We start from the raw sequence: 18401 nt of genomic DNA, 5'->3' as shown, positions 1-18401 counted from the left end.
CAAAACCAAATGCAGGCCATCTGAAGAAATGAAATTATTTCAGTCACTTGATTGGATTTTTCATATTTACACAAATTAAACCCTCCATTCAACCCCTTGTCTGTTACACCATAACGTCTATACTGAACCCATCTCTCCGAACAAGGAACCAAAACATGAAAACTACCCGACTGTTCACCCTGACCGCTGCCGCGCTGCTTTCTTCAGCTATCGGCTTTGCACAAGCCGACGCAGTGGACGCCCTGAAAAAATTCAATAATGACGCCGACGGTATCAGCGGCAACTTCAGCCAAACCGTTCACAGCAAAAAGAAAACCCAAACCACACACGGTACATTCAAAATCCTGCGCCCTGGCTTGTTCAAATGGGAGTACACCAAACCCTACAAACAAACCATCGTCGGCGACGGCAAAACCATTTGGCTCTATGACGTAGATTTGGCACAAGTAACCAAGTCCTCACAAGACCAAACCATCGGCGACAGCCCTGCCGCCATCCTCTCCAACAAAACGGCATTGGACAGCAGCTACACGCTGAAAGAAGACGGTTCTGCCAACGGTATCGACTACGTTTTGGCTACACCTAAGAAAAACAACGCCGGCTATCAATACATCCGCATCGGCTTCAAAGGCGACAACCTCGCCGCCATGCAGCTGAAAGACAGCTTCGGCAACCAAACCAGCATCAGCTTCAGCGGTTTGAACACCAAGCCTAACCTTTCCAGCGGTATGTTCAAATTTACCCCTCCTAAAGGCGTTGATGTCTTGAGCAACTAAGCTTCTAATGAAACACAAAGGCCGTCTGAACAACAGACGGCCTTTTATAACAGACGGCCTTTTATTTAGTTCAATTCAAAATCAAACACACTGTTACTTTTGACCTTGAATGGCCGCGGCAATTTTTTCTGCGCCTTTTTTCGCCCAGTCTGCCTGCTTGGCTTCCACCATCACGCGCACGACAGGCTCGGTACCGGATGCGCGCAAGACCACGCGGCCTTTGCCTTCGAGTTCTTTTTCCACTTCAGCCAAAGCCTCTTTGGAAGCGTCCTGCCAGTTTTGGCCTTTTTTGATGCGGACGTTGATCATGGTTTGCGGATACGGCTGCCAATCGGCGCAAACGGTGGCAAGGTCTTGATTCAAGGTTTGCAATGCGGCCAAAACTTGCAGCGCGGAAATGATGCCGTCACCGGTATTGTGTTTGTCCATACACAAAATATGACCGCTGGCTTCGCCGCCAATCAGCCAACCGCGTTGGTGGAGCTGTTCCAACACATAGCGGTCGCCCACTTTGGCGCGGCAGAAATCAACGCCCTGCTCTTTCAAAGCAACTTCCATCGCCATATTGGTCATTACCGTACCCACCACGCCGCCGATCTCCACGCCTTCGTGCGCGCGTGCTTTGGCAATCACATAAATCAAGCTGTCGCCGTCATACACTTTGCCATTGCGGTCAACCATCATCAAACGGTCGCCATCGCCATCCAAGGCAATGCCGTAATCGGCTTCATTTTGCAACACAGCCGCTTGCAAAGCTTTCGGATGGGTCGCACCACATTTCTCATTGATGTTGTAGCCGTTTGGCTCATCACCGATGCTTACTACTTGCGCACCCAATTCGTGGAATACTTTAGGCGCAACTGCATAGCCCGCACCATTGGCGGTATCGACCACCAATTTCAGACCGCGCAAGTCCAAATGGCTTGGGAAAGTGGATTTACAGAACTCGATATAGCGGTCATCCGCACCATTAATCCGGCGCGCACGGCCTAAACGGCTGGATGGCTGTGTTTTCATTTCCTCATCGATTTTGGCTTCGATTTCCAATTCGATTTCATCGCTCAACTTCACACCGCCTTCGGCAAAGAATTTAATGCCGTTGTCAGAATAAACGTTATGGGACGCAGAAATCATCACACCGGCAGACAAACGCAAAGCACGGGTCAAATACGCTACGCCCGGAGTCGGCAGAGGGCCGGTTTGAATAACATTGACACCGGCGGCGGTAAAACCGGCAATCAGCGCAGCTTCCAGCATATAGCCTGAAATACGCGTGTCTTTACCGATCAAGACGGTTGGTTTGATTTCGCCTTCGTGCTGCACCAAAACCTGACCTGCCGCATAGCCTAATTTCAAGACAAAATCAGGATTGATAGGAAACTGACCGACTTCGCCACGCACACCGTCAGTACCGAAATATTTTTTTGCCATGAGATAACTCCGTGGTTGTTTTGTCGTATGTGAATATGGTTGAACTTCTTTAAAAGAATCTTGATTGTATTCGAAGGCCGTCTGAATCTTTCAGACGACCCTTGATCATGAGAATAATTTACTACTTCAGTATTATAGCAAGATCCAGATTTCCTGCACAAAAAAAGCGCATCCTTTTGCAGAATGCGCTTCCTATTCGAGATTCAAAATCAAATCTTAGAATTTAGCACCAGACTGATTAGCCATGTAATCAACTGCAGCTTTCACTTCATCATCGCTCAGGCTACCGTTACCACCTTTGGCAGGCATTGCGTTAAAGCCTTCGAGTGCGTGTTTGTGCAGGGTGTCTTTACCTTGTTTGATACGAGGAGCCCAGTCTTCTTTTTTACCTACATGAGGAACACCTGGAACTGCGCCGCCGTGACATGCTTGGCAGTTGGCTTCGTAAACTTTTTTGCCGTCTGCACCGCCGGCTGCTGGAGCTGCCACACCTTTGTCATCTGCTTTGGCCACATCTGCTTTAGGGGCTTCTGCAGGAGCTGCACCTTCAGCCGCCGGAGCTGAAGCGGCTTCACCGGAAGCGGCTGCATCGGCAGGAGCTGCGGCATCAGGATCAGGGAAAGTACCGCCGGCTTTGTTGGCCATATAAGTAATGGCGCGTTTCAATTCTTGATCGGTCAAATCAGCCGCACCGCCTTTGGCAGGCATTGCGTTGAAACCATTCAGAGCGTGTTGGAACAAGGTATCGAAACCTTGTGCAATGCGAGGCGCCCAATCGCCTTTGTTTTCAAATTTAGGCGCGTTAGGAACGATGCTGTCTGCCGCGTGACATTGAATACAGATTTTGTTGAAAATCTGATCGCCTTGACGCTCGCCGACTGGAATACCATCGCCCAATTTCAGTTGGCCGACTGGCTGGATACGGGTTTGAGTCGCAGCTTCGGTTGTTTCGGCAACATCGCCGAATGAACCGCTTCCCGCCAGTTTGATCAGGAAGTAAATCACTGCAATGACAATAACGATACCGCTCACAAGGGTGAACAATGCAGAGCCTTGGGCTTTGTGGTCGCGGAGTTGTTTCATTTGGTAGGCCTCGCCGTTAGGTTAGGTTGTGCTGTAAGTTATAGTTTATGTGTTAAACGCAGTTAACAATATTTTGCTGGATTATACTGAATTCGCAAAGGCTTTCCAATCCATCTTGAGAAAAAGATACGCAAAAATCCTCAAAAGGCCATCTAAATTCTGCTAAGCCTTTGTAGTTAATTGATTATTCCAGCTATGCAAAAAAGTGACCGCCAATGCCACTTTCAGACACTTTCAAGATAAACTTTGCCAATAAAGCCAATATGCGTTAACCTTACGGCTTTCGCACCCATAGCTCAGTTGGAAGAGTGTCAGTTTCCGAAGCTGGAGGTCACAGGTTCGATCCCTGTTGGGTGCGCCAATTATAAATAGGCCGTCTGAAAGATGAAAATTTTTCAGACGGCCTTTTGATTTACTTCAAATAAAACTACATTCAATTTCAGATTGAACGGCTATTACAACACTTTGGCAAATGCTTCGGCCACATAATCGATATTCGATGCATTCAATCCTGCCACACACATCCTACCCGAATCCAGCAGGTAAACGGCAAACTCGTCACGCAGGCGGTGTACCTGCTCTACGGTTAGGCCTGTATAGCTGAACATACCGCGCTGTTTGATGAAATAGCTGAAATCACGATTGGGGATTTTGGCCGTCAAAACATCATAAAGTTTCTGACGCATGGCACGGATGCGGTCGCGCATGGCGTAAACCTCGTTTTCCCACAAAGCGCGTAGCTCATCGCTGTTCATCACATCAGAAGCGATGTATGCGCCATGCGCGGCAGGACTGGAATAAATGCGGCGGACGGTAAATTTCAACTGTCCGAACACCAGCTCTGCTTCTTCCTTATTGGGACACACTACGCTCAAACCACCGACGCGCTCGCCGTACAGCGACAGGTTTTTCGAGAAAGAGTTGCTGACAAACAAAGGCAGACCCATTTCGACGGCTTTGCGAATTGCATACGCATCGCTGTCTAAATCTTCGCCGAAACCTTGATAGGCAATATCCATAAACGGAATCAGCTTGTGCGTTTTGATAATATCCAACACTTCATCCCATTGCGCTTTCGACATATCTACGCCGGTCGGGTTTTGACAGCATGGATGCAAAATCAAGACGCTGTTTTCCGGCAATGTTTTGAAAAACGCAGTCATTTCTTCAAATTTCACGCCGACGGTTTCAGGGTTGTAATAAGGATACGTCCCCACTTCAAAACCTGCGCCTTCAAAAATGCCTTTATGGTTGTCCCAAGTCGGATCGCTGACATAGGCTTTTGCATCAGGGAACCAACGGCGCAAAAAGTCGGCACCGACTTTCAACGCCCCCGAGCCGCCTAAAGTCTGTACGGTCGCAACGCTACCTTCTGCCAATGCCGGATTATCCTTGCCAAACAACAAACGCTGAACGGCACTCCGATAAGTATCCAAACCTTCCATCGGCAGATAAGGAGAGGGGCGCGGTACGGCCGCACGCTCTGCTTCTGCCCGGCGGACAGATTCCAAAACCGGCATTTTGCCTTCGTCATCAAAATAAATGCCTATGCTCAAATTGACTTTTTCAGGACGCTCGTCGCGTTTGAAGGTTTCAACCAAACTCAAAATCGGGTCGCCCGGATAATACTCGACATGACGGTACATGGTGCTTCCTTTGTTTTCAGACAGAATTAATGAAGATTGTGGCACTAAAAGGCCTTATTTGCAAAATCAGGCCGTCTGAAAAATTCAGACGGCCTGATTATTTTTAAACGCTACCAATCTACTCGTTTCAAATCGTTTTGTGCCAATACATCCGCATGCTCGCTGCGGCTTTGATATTCCCTGTCCTGCAAAATGCGGCGGGCGACATAATTCAAATGCAGTTTGGCCGCTTCCGCCGCCTCAGCCGGTTTGGCCTGGGCAATGGCTTCAAAAATAGCGCGGTGCTGGGCAATTAGCGTCGGGCGCGGGTCTTCGGTTTGATGGATATAGATAATGCCGCTGCGTGTTTGCTGATAAAGCATTTTGAGCAGGCTGCTGGAAAGGTGGCTGAACAGGATATTGTGTGCGGCATCAGCAATAGTTTGATGGAAACTGACGTCTGCCTCGGCTTGATGTTCCAAATTTCCGCTTTCACAGGCCGTTTCAAACTTCTGCTGCCAGAAGTCAATACGTTTCAAATCGGCGTCAGTCCGTCTTTCGGCGGCCAGCGCCGCCATACAGCCTTCAACGTGACAACTGAAATCGAATACGTCTGTTTCCCAATTGGTATGTTTGCCGAGCAACTCCTGCCAGCTTTGCAAAAAATCCTGCTGCGGCTTGACGGAAACATAATAGCCATCGCCCTGCCGCGCTTCCAAAACCTGCTTGGCAATCAAGATATTCAATGCCACCCTGACTGACGGACGCGATACGCCGAATTCTTCCGCAAGCGTACGTTCGGGAGGCAATTTACTGCCTTCTTCATAAATGCCGGTCGCGATACGTTCTTCCAAAACGGCTAAAACCTGATCGCTGATTTTTTGCGGACGAACCAATTTCGTCATGTTGTATTCCTGATGATTGAAGGACAGTTGTATTCAAACGGCCATAAATTGGATTGACCAATTGGCCGCTCATTCTAATCAATCCCCTATTTTTTCGTCAAGGAATGCCATTCTTCCCATCGCAAGCAGTTTAATTCAAACACATTCATTTTTATCAAGTAACCTCACCAATGCCTTCAAATCAATATTTTGGTATGACCAATCTTAATAAACAACCTATGCGCCCAAAATCTGAAAATATTGATTTAGATTAAAATCCCGCTGCTTCTATTTAACTAGACTTTATGTATAATACTTAGGTATTAGTTAACATAATTCCTAATAATAGAGAGAAACAATATGAAATACCCACCATTACTTATCTTACCCATTACCTTAGCCGTATCCCAAACATGGGCAGATACCGATCCTACACCTGAAGAAACGGTTACCCTTTCCCCTGTCACCGTCACCGGCACACAACAACAAAAAGCCAACCGCGTTACTTTCAACCCCAAAGCTGCTTTGCAACCCCTCCCTGCCGGAGACGGGGCAGACCTTTTACAATCCGTGCCCAACATGAGCATCATCCGTAAAGGAGGTAGCTCGGGCGATCCGCTGTTCCGTGGTTTGGGCGGCTCGCGCCTCTCCGTCAATGCCGACGATCAGTTTATTTATGGCGGTTGCGGTATGCGCATGGACCCGCCGACTGCCTATATCCACCCCAATTCATTTGATAAAGTCGTGGTTACTAAAGGCCCGCAAACCGTTACCCAAGGCATGGGTTTGGTCAGCGGCTCAGTGCAATTTATCCGTACAGATCCTGATTTCACTGAGAAACCTTACAATATTAACGCCACCCTGACAGCAGGCAGCAACGACCGCCTTGACGGCTCGCTGGAAGCCGAGTTCGGCGGCAAATACGGCTATGTCCGTACCAATATCTCCCATAACGAAGCCGACGATTACAAAGACGGCGACGGCAACCGCATTCACTCCCACTTCAAACGCGACAGCCAAATGTTGCAACTGGGTGTTACTCCGACAGAAAACACCACCATTGCCGGCACATACGAGCGCAGCAGAGCCAAGGTTGCCTACGCCGACCGCATGATGGACGGCAGCAAATTCGACCGTGATGCGTGGAATATCCGTTTTACCCAACGCAACCTCACACCATGGTTCAGCGAGTTGGAACTGCGCTACGGTAAAAGCGAAATCGACCACGTGATGGACACATACAGCCTGCGTACCATCTACAATCCTGCCGGCAAGCAGATTAAAAATGCCAACAACCCTAAACGCAATACCGATACAGGCCGTCTGAAAGCCACTTTCGATTGGGACAAGCTCAACCTGCAAACCGGTTTGGATTATTTGGACGACGTCCACGTCGCGCGTCATGAGCGTGGCGGCGACGGCTACAGCCACAAGCCTTACATGCCCAACCAAAGTTTCAAACAATGGGGTATTTTCACCGAAGCCTCTTGGCAACAAACCGACAATCAACGCTGGGTAGCAGGTTTTCGCCATGACCAAGTCAAAGCGCATTACGATACCGCGCGTGTTACCGACCCCGTTTTGAAACATCAGAAATTCAATTTGAACTCAGGCTTCCTGCGTTGGGAAAGAAATACGGACAACGGTCTGAAATACTATGCCGGATTCGGCATTGCCGAACGCGCGCCTGACTACTGGGAACGCCTGCACTCTGAAAACAAAGCCATCCGCGCAGAGCAAAACCGCCAAATCGATGCAGGCGTAATCTGGAAACGTCCTAATCTCCACGCATCCGTATCCGTATTCGGCAGCGACATCAAAGACTTCATCATGATGGAGAGCAAAGACAAGATTTTCAACGTGCGCAACATCAACGCTTCACGCTTTGGCGGCGAAGCCGAAGTCAAATGGACATTTGCGCCTAACTGGGAAGTCGGCACCAGCCTCGCCTACACCCACGGCAAAAACCGTACCGACGGCAAACCTTTGGCACAAACGCCACCGCTCGAGTGGAACAACACCCTCGCCTTTGACAACGGCAAATTCAGTGCGGGCGCATTATGGCGCGTCGTGGCCAAACAAAACCGTTACAGCAAAGGCCAAGGCAATATCGTCGGCCAAGACATCGGCGCTTCTTCGGGCTTTGGCGTACTCTCGCTCAACGCTGGTTGGAAATTCAGCAAATACGCCACATTACAAGGTGGCGTGGACAACGTGTTCAACAAAAACTATGCTGAATTCGTCAGCCGCGGCGGCGACCCGTCTGCCGGTACACAAACCATGCGCGTGAACGAACCCGGCCGTACTGCATGGCTGAGACTGCAAGCGAAGTTCTAATCAGCCTCATGCGTATATAAAAAGGCCGTCTGAAAAATTTTCAGACGGCCTTAATATTTTTAATGATGTTTTTAAACAAACAGTCCGGCGAAACAATGCAACGCCGGACTGTTTGCTCTCTATCGGATTAAATCAAACCCAAAGAGTTGATGAACACGACAATAATCGCAATCGGCGCAAGATAGCGAAGCGCACCCAACCACAGGTAAAGCAGCTGTTTCGGAATGGTGCTGCCCATGCCCGCATCACGCAGGACAGACTGTTTGTCCTGAACCCATGATGTAAACACGGCAACGCTCAATGCGCCAATCGGCATGATGACGGCAGAAATAATGAAGTCCCACAAATCAAAAATAGTTTTTCCGAAAATCTTAAAATCGCCCCAAACGCCAAATGACAGCGCCGAAGGAATACCAACTATGAAAATCGCAATACCGGTTACCCAAGCGTGGCTGCTGCGCTTTTTCTCGTCTTGGCGGATGGTTGCCGCGATAACGGTTTCCAGCATGGAAAACGCGGAAGTCAGCGTCGCAAAGACAACCAACAGCATAAACACGGCAAACAAATACGTACCCATCGGCATTTTCATGAAGACCGCAGGCAACACGACAAAAATCAAACCAGGGCCTTGGCCGGGTTCAAAACCGAAGGCAAATACCGCAGGGAAAATCACCAAACCGGCCAGCAGCGACACAAACAGGTTCATCCACATAATCATATGGCCGGAGCGGAACATATCCTGATCCTTACCCAAATACGAGGCATAGGTAATCATCGCGGACACGCCAATACTCAACGCAAAAAATGCCTGACCCAAAGCAGTCAGCATCGTACCCGGTTTCAAATACGACCAATCCGGTTTCAACAAGAATGCCACGCCCTCCATTGCGCCGGGCAAGGTCAGCGAACGGATAGCCAGCGCGATAAAAAGGATAAACAAACCCGGCATCAACACGCGGTTTGCCTTTTCAATGCCGTCTGAAATGCCGCCTTTAACCACCCAAATGGTAATCAGCATGAACAAGCCTTGGTAAAACAGCGAACCAAACGGTGAAGAAATCGTGTTGCCGAACAAGGCTTCAAAGTCTGCGCCGGCATGAATTTCACCGGTAAAGCTGTGCACGACGTAGTTCAATACCCAGCCGCCGACCACGCTATAAAACGACAGCAAAATAAAACACGCGGCCACACCCATGCGGCCGACCCACGGCCACTGCGAACCCGGGCGCAATACTTTAAAGGAATCAATGGCGTTTTTACCGCCTGTACGGCCGATGTAAAACTCAGCCAGTTGAACCGGTAAAGCCACCAAAATGGTGAAAATCAAAAACAAAAGAAAGAATACGGCGCCGCCGTTGGTACCGGCTGTATAAGGGAATTTCCAAATTGCACCCAAACCGATGGCCGAGCCTGCCGCAGCAAGCACAAAGCCGATTTTGGATGACCAAGACGAATGATTGCTCATGATGTAAGTTTAAGAAACGTGAAGATGCCGAATTGTAACAGGGTGAAGTCAAGCCGTGAGTGGCTGACGGACAGCCGATAAGCAATTCGCACGGATGGTGCGTACTTATCAAGCAAATTGGCATGAATTTTTGATAATTAAGCTTTTAATAGCACAAAACTAATTTTTATATTTTAAATTTGACGATTTGTTTTAAAAATAAGCATATAAAAGGCCGTCTGAAACCTTGTTTCCAAGTTTCAGACGGCCTTTATCTTGAAACCGTTTTATTTTTTCATGGCATCAGTCAAAACTTTGACATTGTAGCGGTACATGCCGATGTAACTGTTGGCCGGTGCGCCACCCAGTGCATCGGAATACAAACGTCCGCTGACATTGACGCCGGTTTCTTTGGCGATACGGTCAATCATGCGCGTGTCTTTGATGTTTTCGGTAAAGACGGCTTTAATGCCCTCGCGTTTGATTTGACGGATGATGGAAGCCACTTGTTTGGCAGACGGCTCGGCTTCGCTGCTCACGCCTTGAGGGGCGATGAATTCAATATTGTAGCGTTTGCCCATGTACGTGAACGCATCGTGTCCGGTCAAGACTTTACGCTTGGCGGCAGGTACGGCATTAAAGGCAGCCTGCGCATCGCTGTGCAATTTTTTCAGCTGCATTTGATAGTTGCCCAAACGTTGCTGATAGTAGGTTTTGCCTTCAGGGTCGGCTTGAATCAGCGCATTGGCAACGTTTTGCGCATAAGTACCCATCAAGACGGGGTCGGTCCAAACGTGCGGGTCAAATTCGCCGTGATCGTGATGATGGCCTTCATGATCGTGGTCATGATGATGGCCGCCCTCTTCTGCTTTCAAAGCCTGAATGCCTTTGGTCGCTTCGGCGAAAGGCACTTTGCTTTGTTTAACTGCGCGTTGTACATCGGCGGCTTCCAAGCCCAAGCCGTTGAGCAATACCAATTTTGCGCTGCGGATTTTTTTGATGTCGCCGCTGGTCATGTGGTAGGCATGGCTGTCTTGGTTGGCACCCACCAAGCTTTGAACGGCCACGCGGTCGCCGCCAATCTGTTTGGCCACGTCGCCCAAAATGCTGAAGCTGGTGACAACAGGCAACGGAGCGGCATAAGCGGCACCGGTCAATAATGCGGCAACGATGCCGAGTTTCCAATGTTTCATATTCTCTCCAGTGATATAACGTAACATTAACATCATCATAAGACAGACTGTCTGATTATTCAAGCGGCCGTCTGAAAAATCATGCCGTGCGGTGTTTCTTGCGGCGCAGCCATTTTGCCAAAATGCCGCCTTCCCAACCGAACACGACGGAAATCAGGTAAAGCGTGCCGCAGCATAAAATAATCGCCGGGCCGGACGGGATTTCGATATGGTAGGAAAACAACAATCCTGCCAAGCCGCAAAGCAAAGCCAATGCGACCGACAAAATCATCAGCCAACCCATGCTTTTCGCCCACAGTCTGGCAGTAATCGCCGGCAACATCATCAAACCGACCGACATCAGCGTACCCAATGCCTGAAAACCGGCAACCAGATTCATCACGACCAGTACCAAAAACAACACATGCCAAAAGCCGCCCTTACCGCCGACAGCCTTGAGGAACAAAGGGTCTATGCTTTCCAACACCAGCGGGCGGAACATGACCGCCATCAGCAAAATAGTGACACTTGCAGAAACGGCAATCAGCTGCAAAGCCGGAATATCCACCGCCAAGACCGAGCCAAACAGCAAATGCAGCAAATCGACGCTGCTGCCGTTTTTGCTGACCAAAACCACACCGATGGCGAGGCTGCTCAAATAAAATGCGGCAAAGTTCGCATCTTCTTTCAATGAAGTAAACCGGCTGACTAAACCGGCCAACAAAGCCATCAGCAAACCGGCTGCAAAACCGCCAACACTCATCGCAGGCAAACTCAAACCGGCAAACATATAGCCAATGGCCGCACCGGGCAAAACCGCATGGCTCAAGGCATCGCCCACCAAACTCATGCGGCGCATCACCAAAAATACACCGACAGGCGCCGCGCTCAATGCCAGGCAGAAAATCGACGCCAGGGCATAGCGCATAAAGTCGAATTCGACGAACGGCGCGACGACCAAATCATATAAATCCATGTTTTATCGCTTTTTTATTAATCTCTGAAAGCCTGAGGCCGTCTGAAAAACACTTACTTTCAGACGGCCTTGTCCATTAAACCGCGCACCAATCGGCCGCTTCCTGCTTCTGCATCATTCGGTTGGCCTGTGCCAAAAATTCATCGGTCAACACATTTTCCGTCGCACCGGCTGTCACTTTTTCACGCGCCAAAAGCAGCGTGTTGGCAAAATATGCCCGCACCTGCTCGTAATCATGCAACACGGCAATCACTGCCTGACCGTCCTGATGGCACTGGCGCAAAACTTCCAACAGCGCATAAGTCGTCCGCGCATCCACCGCGTTAAACGGCTCATCCAGCAGCAAAAATTTGGCATCCTGCACTAGCATCCGCGCAAACAATACGCGTTGGAATTGGCCATTGGACAAGTGCGCGATTTGGCGCGTGGCAAAATCCTGCATTTCCACGCGTTCCAAAGCCACCATCACGCGCTTTTTCTGCGCCGCGTTCACACGCCCGAAAAAGCCGATTTCATACCACAGCCCCATCGCTGCCAGTTCAAACACCGTCATCGGCTGGCTGCGGTCAATGTCCGACTGCTGCGGCAGATAGGCAATATCCTTGCGTGCCATATTTTCATAGCGCACGCTGCCCGTATCCGTCTTCTGCAAGCCCATAATGGCTTTGAGCAGGGTCGATTTACCCGCGCCGTTCGGCCCGAAAATCGTCCACATTTTGCCATCTTCAAACACCATATCGACATGGTGCACCACCGGCCTGCGCTGATAGCTGACCGTCAGATTTTCCACCACGATACTCATGGCGATACCGCCCAAAAATATACAGCCCACAACGCCGCCAATGCGACAAGCGCAATCAGCAGCCTTTGCAGCAATCCGGTCAACAATACAGAATTCATAAGCCTAAAACCGCCCTTGTCCAAATACGGACAACAGGCCGTCTGAAAGAAAATTAAAACATTAAAATGATACTGTATAACGTTAACCCTGTAAATTTCTTTCGTTTTCAGACGGCATCGGGCAAAAGGCCGAATATCGGTTACAATCCGTTTTTTATTTGATGATTGTCCTATGTCTATTCCACTCTTAAACGAAAAACTCAATACCGAAACCGCCCGCATTTCATGGGAAGAGCTGCAACCCCACTTCGCACGCGGTGCCGCCGTCTATGTTGCGCCCGATTTGGATTTGATTGCCGTCGCCCGTCATGTTGCCGAAGATGAAGCCGCGCCATTGAAACAATGGATGGAACAAGGCAAATTCGGTGCCATCAGCGATGATATGGCACGCACATTTTTAGCGGATAAGCAGGAAATGTGGGCGGTTGTCGTAGCGCCGTGGGTATTGGTACAGCCTTGCAAAGACTGATAAGGTCGTCTGAAAAATAAAACCGGAACATTTCCCATGTTCCGGTTTTATTTTTCAGACGACCTATTGCAAAGTAAAGCCTGCTTTGAATTCAAGCTTCGGCACCCCGATAACGAAACGTTTGCCGATGCTGTCTTCAAACTCATACGCGCCTTCGATACTGCCCCAAGGCGTGCTGATTTGCGAACCGCTGTTGTACTCATAGGCTTCGCCCGGGTACAAAACAGGTTGCTCTTCAATCAGGCCAACATGACCGACCTGCTCTGTCTCACCGTGTCCGTCGGTGATTTCCCAAAAACGCTGACGCAAAGTAATGATTTTATCACTGCGGTTGCAGATGGTGATCAGATAATTGAAGGCGTAACGGTCGCGATAGACGTCGCTCTGACCGGCCATATAACGCGGCTCCACGTTAATCTCGATTTCATTCATAATTGTTTACCCCGTATGGTATTTATTTTATTTCAATATCCGGATAATTCCGGCGTGCCCGCCCTATTTTTGCAAAGGGTCGAAACACTTAAAACGCATCACGCGATCCAATAAAACAGGCCCAAGACCATCAAGGTCATCACAGCCGCAATCAAATCATCAAGCATAATGCCTAAACCTCCATGAATCCATTGGTCAAACCATTTTATCGGCCATGGTTTCAACGCATCAAACAAGCGGAAAATAACAAAAGCCGCCAGCCACCAGCTCCATTTAAACGGAATCAGCGACAGCACCAACAGCATCGCGACAATTTCATCCCAGACGATACCGCCGTAATCCTGAATACCCAGCTCCCTCTCGGTATAACCGCAAATGCGGATACCCCAGAAGAACAAGGCGATACACAATAAAAGCAATATCCAGCCGTCTATGCCCAACAGGCACAATACAAAAGCCAGAGGTAATGCTGCCAGCGTTCCGGCCGTACCCGGAGCAACCGGCGACAAGCCGCTGCCAAAACCGAATCCTAAAAAACACAATGGTTTGTGCAACAGCCAAGAAAAAGTAGGTTTACGTTCAGCCAAAATGATCAAATCCTAAAGAAGTCAGTTCCAATACGCCGCCTTCGGCATCCAAAATATTCAGACGGCCTGAGTCAGTCATTTTACCAATTCGGGCGACCGGTACGCCACTTTGTTCCGCTACCTGATAAACGCGTTCCCTATCTTCTGGAGCAGCAGTAAAAATCAGTTCGTAATCATCGCCGCCGGCTAATACCGCCGACAACCATTGTTCGCGCGACAAAACGTTTTTCAATTCAGGCAACGACGGCACACAATCGGCAAATATTTCCGCCCCGACAGCAGAGGCTTTTAAAATATGCCCCACATCTTGAGCCAGGCCGTCTGAAACATCTTGCGCGGCATGGGCAAACGGCAACAATGCCTGCCCCAATGAAACGCGCGGTTCCGGACGGAGCAATTTATCATCGCAAACTGCCATGATTTCAGACGGTAATTGATAATGCCCCAGATGTTTGTTCAAAGCAGCGGCAGCCAAACCCAACCGACCCGATACCCAAATATCGTCGCCGACTTCGGCCGCATCACGCCGCAGGGCATTCCCTGTCGGAACTTCACCTACTATTGTTACATTAAAGACCAAATCGCCTTTGGTGGTATCGCCACCAATCAACACCGTATCAAAACGCGCGGCCAAAGCAAAAAAGCTATCGCAAAAACGTTTGAGCCAGTCTTGATTCAATTCAGGCAGCGCAGCACTGAGCAACACCCAACGTGGTTTGGCACCCATAGCGGCCATATCGGATAAGTTTACTGCAAGCATTTTCCATGCCAAATCTTCAGGTGAAACATCTTCAAAAAAATGTCTGCCCTTAACCAACATATCAGCGCTAAAACATAAATCAAATCCGTTACTTGGGCGAATAATAGCGGCATCGTCCCCTATGCCCAAAATCAAACCTTCCGATTTTTGTCGCTGCAAATATTGTCTGATAAAGTCAAATTCCGTCATATTTATCCAATACAACTATAACTTAGATTACTATATCTAATTTTGTGCCAGCCTGATGTTTGCCTGCTAAAACGTCAAACATTACACTTCAACATTATTTAGATATAAAACTCAATAAGTTAAAGGCCGTCTGAAAATATAGATTTCAGACGGCCTCATGTTCTCAAACCACTCTGAGCAGGTAGATTTACAGATAGACGATTTCGCCTGTCCGCCCCCTGCTCTCTTGACTTGCCCACCAAATAAATTGCGGCAGGACATCTTCGTAGTTTTTACGTTCGCTTTTCGATTCGCCCGGATGCGATTTAATACGTTGCGGCGAATTGATGGCGCCCGGCACCAAAACATTGGCACGCAGGTTGTCAAAACGTTCCCACTCGTCCGCGGCCACTTTACACAAATAATTGAGCGCAGCTTTGGAGGCACCGAAACCGCCCCAATAGGCTTGCGGTTTTTCGCCGTGGCTTTCGCCGACAAAAATCACAGAAGCATCTTCGGATTGCTTCAACAATGGGAACAGCGCACGGGTCAAACCCATAGGCGCAACGGTGTTGATACGGTATTGGTTGACCCATTCCGATACGGTTTGAAAATCCAATGGCGACAAGGCATAGAAATAGCTGGCACAATGTACCACGCCATCCAATTTTCCGCCGGTCGCTTCATCAATAGTCTCCGCAAATTGCTTAAACTCTTTCTCCTCCGCGCTCATCAAATCAAAGCAGATGGCAAACGGCTCAGGGCTGCCCGCAGCCACAATGGCATCATATACTTTTTCCAAACGCTTTTGATGACGCGCCACCAAAATGACAGTCGCTCCGGCAGCCGCATAGGCTTTGGCAACCTGCTCGCCCAAGCCTTGGGATGCGCCGGTAATCAAGATGGTTTTGTTCGCTAATGTCGTCATGACTTTTCCTTGAACTTTATGGTTTTGGATATTGTATCGGCTTGGTAAGTTTTGTAAAGTCAAAAAGGCCGTCTGAACATTCAGACGGCCTCAGTTTATTCAACCCGCAAATCCAGCATAAGTTTTTCAGCCGCAGCAAAGCCCGACTGAACCGCAGCTTCCAATGTTGCCGGATAACGCGGATGGAGATAGTCGCCGGCTGGATAAATACGGCGATGATGCAACCATGAGAAATCAGGTTGTACAAAATCAACCGTTGCCGCCGTAGTCGCGCGTTTTTCAGTAATAATGCGTACGGCTTCAGGCGTACCCAAATCCGGACAAATCCGCTTAATGTCCGCATGAATTTTCTCGGCTAAATCTTTATCCTTCCGTGCCTCGGTGTAATCGGAAACGCTGATGACGACCGCGACTTCATTATCCGGCAAACCCAACGCCCCCCGATGTAACACCCATTGCGCCGCACCATCAAAAAATCCCGTTAAAGGCTCAGGTAGTTTGACTGCTTGTGCATAACGCAAATAAACCGTAGTAATCGCATGGTAATGCAACGATTGATAGGCCGTCTGAATATAGTCAGGCGTATCTTCAGGCAGAAGTGCGTCAACATGATATGGTGCAATAGCCAAAACAACCGCATCAAATACTTCGCCATTGATTTCAACTCGGCCATCGATATGATGGTTTAAATGGGAAATACGAGTTTCAAGATGTATTTCTGCACCATGCTTGTGCAGAAAATCCAAAGCCGGTTCGGCTACGATCCGCCCTAAATCCTGCTTAGGCAAAAGATAATCGCTGTTCGCCTTTTCAGACCACACGCCATCATTCAATACATTACATAAAATGCGCAACGATGCCTGTTCTAACGGCGTATTTAAAGCACCCCAAACCAAAGGTTGCCAAAATTGCCCAAGCAGGCTGCGCGGAACATTTCGTGTTCTCAACCACTTTGCAACCGTCAAATCGGTTTTATGATGATCAGCCCAACGTTGCAATGCCGACATATCCGACAGCAATTTGATTTTCAATGAAAAAGAAAGATTTTTAGCACGCAGGATACCGACAAGCAAATGCCAAGGCGCAGGCAGAGAGGCCGTCTGAAACTGCAATCCCTCATGAATGTACCATCGCAAAGGCTGGCGTAAAAAGGCTGATTCAGGTTGAACGCCGATATGTTGCATCAAAGTTTGAACACCATGATACGCACCCAACAAGATATGCTGCCCATTATCCAAAAAGCTGAATCCACCATCTTTCCCAGCTATGCTACGCGCCCTACCGCCAGCCTGTCTCCCAGCCTCAAACAAAGAAATATCGGCTCGATGAATCAGGGAAACCGCCGCAGACAAACCTGCCCAACCGGCACCAATTACAGCAATTTTTGGACGCTTAGTCTTCATGGTTTAAATCCAAACAGCCAAGTTTTCAAAGCAATACGTTTTTTACGGGGAGAAGGAATCGCAATTTTATAAGTCAACACATTTTGCGCACCATCACGGTCAATTTCATTCAACAACGCATAATAAATAGCCGCCATAATCAGGCCGACTTTTTGTGATTTCTTATCCTCAGCCGGCAAAAGCAACATCGCTTCACGATAAGTTTCACGCGCCCTATTCACTTGAAACTGCATCAATTGTGCAAAATTTTCTGTCGGTTTGCACTGCATAATTACGTTGGCAGGTACGTCAAACTTCTGCATTTCCTCTATCGGCAGATAAATTCTTCCTTGTCGCGCATCTTCGCCCACATCACGAATAATGTTCGTCAACTGCAAAGCCAAGCCCATTTTGTCCGCATATTCCAAAGTTTTCAGATTGGAAAAACCTAAAATCCGCGCAATAAGACGCCCCACAACTCCGGCAACACGGTGACAATACAGCTTTAATTCATCAAAACTACCATAACGAGCCTGCTCCAAATCCATCTGCATGCCATCAATCAAGGCCTCAAATTCATTCTTCGGCAAGTCAAAATTTTCCCGAATATCTTTTAAAGCCTGATGAACGGGATGCTCAGGCATCTCATTATTAAACACTTTCTCCAAATCACTGCGCCACCAGTTCAACGTTATCTGAGCTACATTTGGATCGGTACAGCTATCAACTACATCGTCTAGTTCGCGACAAAAAGCGTATAAAACAGTGATCGCATTCCGTTTTTCTACCGATAAAAAACGAAAGCCGGATAAAAAACTGGAATGGCTTTCGGCAACCTTTTGATGACAATAATCCAAAGCAAGCACTGTGTATCCTAAAAATATCGTTATAAATAATTAGCAGGGATTTTATCTGTATTTAAAAAAGTACGCCAATATCAAAAATTCATCTTACAACAAGGCCGTCTGAAAGCTAATCTTAAGTATCTTTCAGACGGCCTAATATCTTACGTCGCCAAGATCGAAACCAGCAGCATCACCACCAGCA

Annotated in this window: 17 protein-coding genes and 1 tRNA gene; 4 read left to right on the top strand and 14 right to left on the bottom strand. The window is 48.5% G+C overall.

Translation table 11 applies throughout. The annotated features are described in order from the left end of the window. Positions 1 to 155: 155 nt before the first annotated feature. Positions 156 to 776, top strand: coding sequence for an outer membrane lipoprotein periplasmic chaperone LolA (gene lolA, locus HMPREF2952_RS03950; protein ID WP_004520641.1), 621 nt, complete (start codon positions 156 to 158; stop codon positions 774 to 776). A gap of 93 nt (positions 777 to 869) precedes the next feature. Here lolA and glmM read toward each other — a convergent pair whose 3' ends face one another. Together glmM and HMPREF2952_RS03940 are read right to left on the bottom strand one after the other, a co-directional pair. Further along, positions 870 to 2207: a phosphoglucosamine mutase gene (gene glmM / locus HMPREF2952_RS03945; RefSeq protein WP_004520640.1), complete on the bottom strand. Its 1338-nt coding sequence runs from the start codon at positions 2205 to 2207 to the stop codon at positions 870 to 872. Between the two features lie 216 nt (positions 2208 to 2423). Beyond that, positions 2424 to 3290: a c-type cytochrome gene (locus tag HMPREF2952_RS03940; RefSeq protein WP_070624823.1), complete on the bottom strand. Its 867-nt coding sequence runs from the start codon at positions 3288 to 3290 to the stop codon at positions 2424 to 2426. Between the two features lie 285 nt (positions 3291 to 3575). Here HMPREF2952_RS03940 and HMPREF2952_RS03935 point away from each other — a divergent pair. Next, positions 3576 to 3651: transfer RNA gene (locus HMPREF2952_RS03935), tRNA-Arg, on the top strand. A gap of 94 nt (positions 3652 to 3745) precedes the next feature. On the opposite strand, the gene HMPREF2952_RS03930 is transcribed toward HMPREF2952_RS03935, so the two are convergent. Both HMPREF2952_RS03930 and HMPREF2952_RS03925 read right to left on the bottom strand, forming a co-directional pair. Then, positions 3746 to 4936 (bottom strand): amino acid aminotransferase, encoded by a 1191-nt coding sequence (locus HMPREF2952_RS03930; RefSeq protein WP_070695302.1) that lies wholly within the window; start codon positions 4934 to 4936, stop codon positions 3746 to 3748. A gap of 110 nt (positions 4937 to 5046) precedes the next feature. After that, positions 5047 to 5820, bottom strand: a complete 774-nt coding sequence (locus HMPREF2952_RS03925; RefSeq protein WP_004520637.1) for a FadR/GntR family transcriptional regulator — start codon at positions 5818 to 5820, stop codon at positions 5047 to 5049. A gap of 339 nt (positions 5821 to 6159) precedes the next feature. Between HMPREF2952_RS03925 and HMPREF2952_RS03920 the strand changes: the two genes are divergently transcribed. Continuing rightward, on the top strand, positions 6160 to 8136 hold the full coding sequence (locus HMPREF2952_RS03920; RefSeq protein WP_004520636.1) for a TonB-dependent copper receptor: 1977 nt from the start codon (positions 6160 to 6162) through the stop codon (positions 8134 to 8136). Between the two features lie 127 nt (positions 8137 to 8263). Here the strand turns inward: HMPREF2952_RS03920 and HMPREF2952_RS03915 are convergent, their stop codons facing one another. The 4 genes from HMPREF2952_RS03915 to HMPREF2952_RS03900 all read right to left on the bottom strand — a co-directional run bounded on the left by HMPREF2952_RS03915 (position 8264) and on the right by HMPREF2952_RS03900 (position 12530). After that, on the bottom strand, positions 8264 to 9601 hold the full coding sequence (locus HMPREF2952_RS03915; protein WP_049344650.1) for a sodium-dependent transporter: 1338 nt from the start codon (positions 9599 to 9601) through the stop codon (positions 8264 to 8266). A gap of 266 nt (positions 9602 to 9867) precedes the next feature. Further along, a complete protein-coding gene (locus tag HMPREF2952_RS03910; protein ID WP_049323129.1) occupies positions 9868 to 10773 on the bottom strand; it encodes a metal ABC transporter solute-binding protein, Zn/Mn family in 906 nt (301 codons plus the stop codon). Between the two features lie 79 nt (positions 10774 to 10852). Beyond that, positions 10853 to 11728 carry a metal ABC transporter permease gene (locus HMPREF2952_RS03905; protein ID WP_003747573.1) on the bottom strand — a complete coding sequence of 292 codons (876 nt, stop codon included), beginning with the start codon at positions 11726 to 11728 and terminating at the stop codon, positions 10853 to 10855. A gap of 76 nt (positions 11729 to 11804) precedes the next feature. Then, positions 11805 to 12530 (bottom strand): metal ABC transporter ATP-binding protein, encoded by a 726-nt coding sequence (locus tag HMPREF2952_RS03900; protein ID WP_188208635.1) that lies wholly within the window; start codon positions 12528 to 12530, stop codon positions 11805 to 11807. 270 nt (positions 12531 to 12800) lie between these two features. On the opposite strand from HMPREF2952_RS03900, the gene HMPREF2952_RS03895 reads away from it, so the two are divergent. Continuing rightward, positions 12801 to 13097, top strand: coding sequence for a DUF2288 domain-containing protein (locus HMPREF2952_RS03895; protein WP_004520632.1), 297 nt, complete (start codon positions 12801 to 12803; stop codon positions 13095 to 13097). 63 nt (positions 13098 to 13160) lie between these two features. Here HMPREF2952_RS03895 and apaG read toward each other — a convergent pair whose 3' ends face one another. The 6 genes from apaG to hpnD form a co-directional block, all read right to left on the bottom strand. Continuing rightward, on the bottom strand, positions 13161 to 13529 hold the full coding sequence (apaG, locus tag HMPREF2952_RS03890) for a Co2+/Mg2+ efflux protein ApaG (protein WP_004520630.1): 369 nt from the start codon (positions 13527 to 13529) through the stop codon (positions 13161 to 13163). A 98-nt stretch (positions 13530 to 13627) separates the two neighbouring features. Then, positions 13628 to 14116, bottom strand: a complete 489-nt coding sequence (locus HMPREF2952_RS03885; protein WP_039862448.1) for a phosphatidylglycerophosphatase A family protein — start codon at positions 14114 to 14116, stop codon at positions 13628 to 13630. Continuing rightward, positions 14109 to 15065 (bottom strand): thiamine-phosphate kinase, encoded by a 957-nt coding sequence (gene thiL, locus HMPREF2952_RS03880; RefSeq protein WP_004520628.1) that lies wholly within the window; start codon positions 15063 to 15065, stop codon positions 14109 to 14111. The genes HMPREF2952_RS03885 and thiL overlap by 8 nt, the downstream gene beginning before the upstream one ends. 187 nt (positions 15066 to 15252) lie before the next feature. Next, positions 15253 to 15972 (bottom strand): SDR family oxidoreductase, encoded by a 720-nt coding sequence (locus HMPREF2952_RS03875; protein ID WP_003682583.1) that lies wholly within the window; start codon positions 15970 to 15972, stop codon positions 15253 to 15255. A gap of 95 nt (positions 15973 to 16067) precedes the next feature. Continuing rightward, the gene (gene hpnE / locus HMPREF2952_RS03870) at positions 16068 to 17375 is read right to left on the bottom strand and encodes a hydroxysqualene dehydroxylase HpnE (RefSeq protein WP_070695300.1); all 1308 of its coding nucleotides are present in this window, start codon (positions 17373 to 17375) and stop codon (positions 16068 to 16070) included. Next, a complete protein-coding gene (hpnD, locus tag HMPREF2952_RS03865; RefSeq protein WP_004520626.1) occupies positions 17372 to 18220 on the bottom strand; it encodes a presqualene diphosphate synthase HpnD in 849 nt (282 codons plus the stop codon). Before hpnD ends, hpnE begins: the two co-directional genes overlap by 4 nt. Positions 18221 to 18401 lie beyond the last annotated feature (181 nt).

Source organism: Neisseria sp. HMSC068C12 (genome assembly GCF_001814095.1).
GTDB lineage: Bacteria > Pseudomonadota > Gammaproteobacteria > Burkholderiales > Neisseriaceae > Neisseria > Neisseria perflava.
Note: the sequence above shows the minus strand (reverse complement) of the source record. Positions and strands in the feature narration are given on the sequence as shown.

Excerpts from the sequence above, each read along its gene's own strand:
- lolA (WP_004520641.1), top strand. The coding sequence starts at position 156 with ATGAAAACTACCCGACTGTTCACCCTGACCGCTGCCGCGCTGCTTTCT.
- glmM (WP_004520640.1), bottom strand. The coding sequence starts at position 2,207 with ATGGCAAAAAAATATTTCGGTACTGACGGTGTGCGTGGCGAAGTCGGT.
- HMPREF2952_RS03940 (WP_070624823.1), bottom strand. The coding sequence starts at position 3,290 with ATGAAACAACTCCGCGACCACAAAGCCCAAGGCTCTGCATTGTTCACC.
- HMPREF2952_RS03930 (WP_070695302.1), bottom strand. The coding sequence starts at position 4,936 with ATGTACCGTCATGTCGAGTATTATCCGGGCGACCCGATTTTGAGTTTG.
- HMPREF2952_RS03925 (WP_004520637.1), bottom strand. The coding sequence starts at position 5,820 with ATGACGAAATTGGTTCGTCCGCAAAAAATCAGCGATCAGGTTTTAGCC.
- HMPREF2952_RS03920 (WP_004520636.1), top strand. The coding sequence starts at position 6,160 with ATGAAATACCCACCATTACTTATCTTACCCATTACCTTAGCCGTATCC.
- HMPREF2952_RS03915 (WP_049344650.1), bottom strand. The coding sequence starts at position 9,601 with ATGAGCAATCATTCGTCTTGGTCATCCAAAATCGGCTTTGTGCTTGCT.
- HMPREF2952_RS03910 (WP_049323129.1), bottom strand. The coding sequence starts at position 10,773 with ATGAAACATTGGAAACTCGGCATCGTTGCCGCATTATTGACCGGTGCC.
- HMPREF2952_RS03905 (WP_003747573.1), bottom strand. The coding sequence starts at position 11,728 with ATGGATTTATATGATTTGGTCGTCGCGCCGTTCGTCGAATTCGACTTT.
- HMPREF2952_RS03900 (WP_188208635.1), bottom strand. The coding sequence starts at position 12,530 with ATGAGTATCGTGGTGGAAAATCTGACGGTCAGCTATCAGCGCAGGCCG.
- HMPREF2952_RS03895 (WP_004520632.1), top strand. The coding sequence starts at position 12,801 with ATGTCTATTCCACTCTTAAACGAAAAACTCAATACCGAAACCGCCCGC.
- apaG (WP_004520630.1), bottom strand. The coding sequence starts at position 13,529 with ATGAATGAAATCGAGATTAACGTGGAGCCGCGTTATATGGCCGGTCAG.
- thiL (WP_004520628.1), bottom strand. The coding sequence starts at position 15,065 with ATGACGGAATTTGACTTTATCAGACAATATTTGCAGCGACAAAAATCG.
- HMPREF2952_RS03875 (WP_003682583.1), bottom strand. The coding sequence starts at position 15,972 with ATGACGACATTAGCGAACAAAACCATCTTGATTACCGGCGCATCCCAA.
- hpnE (WP_070695300.1), bottom strand. The coding sequence starts at position 17,375 with ATGAAGACTAAGCGTCCAAAAATTGCTGTAATTGGTGCCGGTTGGGCA.